At 71.2% G+C, this 3,669-nt stretch carries 3 protein-coding genes and 1 pseudogene; 1 reads left to right on the forward strand and 3 read right to left on the reverse strand.

Translation table 11 applies throughout. The features are described from left to right. Window positions 1–149: 149 nt before the first annotated feature. Window positions 150–1,310 (reverse strand): S1 family peptidase, encoded by a 1,161-nt coding sequence (locus AB0912_RS35780; protein ID WP_366707499.1) that lies wholly within the window; start codon window positions 1,308–1,310, stop codon window positions 150–152. 421 nt (window positions 1,311–1,731) lie between these two features. Here AB0912_RS35780 and AB0912_RS35785 point away from each other — a divergent pair, with 421 nt between their 5' ends. Then, window positions 1,732–2,907 carry a serine/threonine-protein kinase gene (locus AB0912_RS35785; protein WP_366707501.1) on the forward strand — a complete coding sequence of 392 codons (1,176 nt, stop codon included), beginning with the start codon at window positions 1,732–1,734 and terminating at the stop codon, window positions 2,905–2,907. On the opposite strand, the gene AB0912_RS35790 is transcribed toward AB0912_RS35785, so the two are convergent. Further along, the gene (locus AB0912_RS35790; protein WP_366707503.1) at window positions 2,894–3,316 is read right to left on the reverse strand and encodes an ANTAR domain-containing protein; all 423 of its coding nucleotides are present in this window, start codon (window positions 3,314–3,316) and stop codon (window positions 2,894–2,896) included. The genes AB0912_RS35785 and AB0912_RS35790 overlap by 14 nt on opposite strands. A 242-nt stretch (window positions 3,317–3,558) precedes the next feature. Then, window positions 3,559–3,669 (reverse strand): annotated as a pseudogene (locus AB0912_RS35795) (PRC-barrel domain containing protein); the annotation flags it as partial.

Consider the following 3,669-nt stretch of genomic DNA (forward strand, 5'->3'; position numbering starts at 1 on the left):
CGGGGCTGGGGTAGGGCATCTTGTTCGGCGACGAGTACTCCTGCGTCGCCGGCTTGCCCTGCTCCAGCGCCGCCGCGGCGGCGGGGGCGGACCGGCGCGGGCTGACCCACGTTGGACGGACCGGCGGGGGCGGACCGGCGGGAGGCCGGTCAGGCGGTGTGCAGGGTGAGACCGTAGCGGTTCAGGATCTCGTTGATGGGCTGGTACCAGGTCTCGCCTCCGCTGCTGCAGTTGCCCCAGCCGCCGGAGGTGACGCCCTGTGCCTGGTCACCGCTGATGAACGAACCGCCCGAGTCGCCGGGTTCGGCGCAGACGCTCGTCTTGGTCATCTGGTGCACGGCGCCCTGGCTGTAGTTCACGGTCTCGTTCTTGGCGAGGACGTTGCCGCAGTGCCAGTGCGAGGTCGAGCCGGAACGGCAGATCGAAGCGCCGATGGGCGCCTCGCCCGAACCCCGGACGAGCTGGTCGGAGACGGTGCCCCAGCCGAGGACCACGGGAACCGTCCACCACCCGCTGCCGACGTTCACCCAGGCGTAGTCGTTGTCCGGGAACGAGGAGCCCTGGAAGTTGCCGATGTAGCTGCCGTCCCAGCCGCTGACACCCGCGCCGGCCTGGCCGCAGTGACCGGCGGTGACGAAACCGCCGTACACGGAGAAGCCGATGGAACAGCGGACGTTGCCCGTGTAGTACGGGTCTCCGCCCACCGTTCCCGCCGCGAAGGTGCTCGGCGCCGAGGCGGTCTCCCGTACGGTCACGGGACCCGCCGCCCGGGCCCGGTCCACGAAGGCCTGGACATCGTTGTCACTCTTGTGCGGAGAGACCACGTCGACGACGACGGAGCTGGACTTCGGGTCGACGTGCCAACTGCTGACACCGGCCGGCGCGTCGAGCGCGTCGAGGCGCTTCATGGTGGCGTCGAGCTGCCGCTCGCTGTGCTTGACGAGGGTGACCTTCGCGCCGGTCGCCTCGACGGCCGCGCGTGAGGTCGCCTTGGTCAGGGCGACGACCAGCCGGCCGCTCTTCGCGTCGAACCACGAGCCGCCGTACGAGGCGCCGGCCTTGCGCTTGGCGGTGCGCTCGACGGCGCGTGCGGTGGCCTCCTGGGAGAGCCGGGCGGTCGCCTGCTTCTCGGTGAGCCCGAGATCGCGTCGCATCGCCGAGATCAGCGCCGAGGAGGCGGGGGCCCGCGATGCGGAAGGGGAGGAGGTGGCGGGGGCTTCGTCGGCGGCGGCCTGGGTGAGTCCCAGGGTGGCGGCGCTGACGAGCAGACCCGCGGACACGGCGGTACGCAGAACTGTGGTGCGTCTCAAGGGAGTTGCCTTTCGTCGATCCGATGGTCGGTGAGTGGGGCGAAGGGCAGGAGAGAGCGCTCTCAGAGTTGCGTGGACGAGGATAGTCAATGAGGTTGGACAGGTCCATGCCAATGCGTGACCGGTCTTTGGCGGGATGGGTGGCCCTCCCGCTCCGGCCGCTTGCGGGCAGGGGAGAATGATCTTTCGCCTCGGTGTCGCGGAGGGCATCCGGCGTCACACCCGATCGGATTCGGACGTCTTGCCGACCGGTTCTCCGCGATCTTGGGCGAGGGTGCGGTCCCCCGGCCGAACGCCGCCTGACCACGGGCGCGTTGGCAGTAGGCTCACCCTGCTGCGGCGCCCCGGTCACCTGGACCGACAGGCTCGTCAACGGCCCGCGGCGACGGACGGATCTCTACGGCGTGAGGATGAAGTACAGGTGCTGATAGCGGGGCGGTATCGGCTGCACACCACTCTCGGGCGGGGCGCGATGGGGGAGGTGTGGCGGGCGCAGGACGAGATGATCGGCCGGCCCGTCGCCGTCAAACTGCTGCTCTCCCAGGATGCCGACCCGACCGCCGCGGCCCGGTTCCGCCTGGAGGCGCAGACGGCGGGACGGCTGAACCATCGGCATGTGGTCGGCGTCCTGGACTTCGGGTCGTTCGAGAACCGGCTCTTCCTGGTGATGGAGCTGATCGAGGGCGACAGCCTCTCCCATGTGCTCGCCACCGCCGGCACCCTGTCCGCCGAGCGGGTGGCCCAGATCGCCGCCCAGGCCGCCGCCGGGCTCGCCGCCGCGCACCAACAGGGCATCGTGCACCGGGACATCAAGCCGGGCAACCTGATGCTGGACGCCGACGGCAGTGTCAAGATCGGCGACTTCGGCATCGCGCGTTTCATGGACGACCCGGCGGGCGGCCTCACCGCGACCGGGCAGATCGTCGGCACCAGCCTGTACCTGGCGCCGGAGCGGGCCCTCGGGAAGACCGCGGGGCCGCCGTCCGACATGTACTCGCTCGGCTGCGTCCTGTACCAACTCCTCACCGGACGCCCGCCCTTCCAGGGTGGCAGTGCCGTCGCGATCCTGCACCACCACCTCGACACCGCACCGACCCCGCCCCGGCAGCTCGGCGTCGAGCTGCCGCCCGCGTTCGAGAACTACCTCCTCGGCCTCCTGGCCAAGCAGCCCGAGGACCGGCCGACCGCACAGCAGGCGGCGTCCTGGTACAGCACCGGAGCCTGGCAGGGCCGGCCGGAACCACTCCCGGCCGCGCGCCCCGCGCAGCACCGGAACACGCCGGACCTCTGCGTCGTCGGCCCGGCCACCACGTATGCCCTGCCGTCCGCGTCGTCCACCGGAGCGCCGTCCGCCGGTGCGACGGTCACCCGGGGCGCCGCGGCCGGACACCACTCGCGCAGGCGCAGACGTCCGGGCGTCGCCGAACTGCTCACCCAGCGGCCCCGCGCGGTGGGAGCGGCGGCCGGAGCGGTGGTCTTCCTGCTGGCGGTGCTGGTCGGTGTGGCCTGGTTCTCACCGGACAGCAGCTCGGCGGAGACGCCTCGCCCCGGCGCGGAGAGCACGCCGAGCGCTTCGCCGACGGTCAAGGGGCCGTAGGCGTAGGCGCTTTGGGCGGGGCCGGGTCGGTCTCGGCCTCCGGCCCGCCACCCTGCCGCCTGGACAGCGCGGCCTCCAGGGCGACGCGTGTCTCCTCGGGCAGGGTGCCGCCCTGGGCGAACGCGAGGACCTGCTCCGCGATGACGTGCAGCTTGCGGTTGGTGTGCTGGGAGGTCTCGCGCAGCACGTCCCAACTGTCCTCCGGCCCGATCCGGCCGAGGACCAGCAGCGCGCCGATGGCCTGGTCCACCGTGGCGTGCGAGGTCACGGCACGGTGCAGGTGGGTGCGCTCCTCGGCCAGTTTGTCGTTCTCCCGCACGAGGTCCGTGGTGGAGAGCAGACGCAGCGGATCGGATCTGGATATCGCGAAGAACGCCATCGCTCGGGGTGGGGTCGGCTGATCATTCATCGGTGATCGTCTGCCCGGGATCGGCGGCACAATTCCCCTCGGACCGTGGCACTTCATCCCTCGGGGCGGGGATGATCCAGCCTTCACGCGGGGGCGCTGCACCTGAACTTGGCCGAGCCGAGACCGAGTTCGGGCCCGAGTCCGAACCAGGTCCGAGTCCGGGTATGGGTACGCGAGAGCGGGGCCGACCGGAGTGTTCCCGGTCGGCCCCGCTCTCGCGTACCGCGCTGGTGCCGCTACGCTCAGATGCCGCGCTGGGTCTGGTAGTAGCCGCCGACCTGCTCGTGGTAGCCGGCGTCGCCGACGTGCTTGTCCTTGTCGAACTCCGGGGAGTTCTTGATCTGGTCCTTGGT

Source organism: Streptomyces sp. NPDC007084, from assembly GCF_040703595.1.
Taxonomy (GTDB): domain Bacteria; phylum Actinomycetota; class Actinomycetes; order Streptomycetales; family Streptomycetaceae; genus Streptomyces.

What these genes read in the sequence shown, in the direction of transcription:
- AB0912_RS35790 (WP_366707503.1), bottom strand. Translation starts at nt 3,316, where the DNA reads ATGAATGATCAGCCGACCCCACCCCGAGCGATGGCGTTCTTCGCGATA.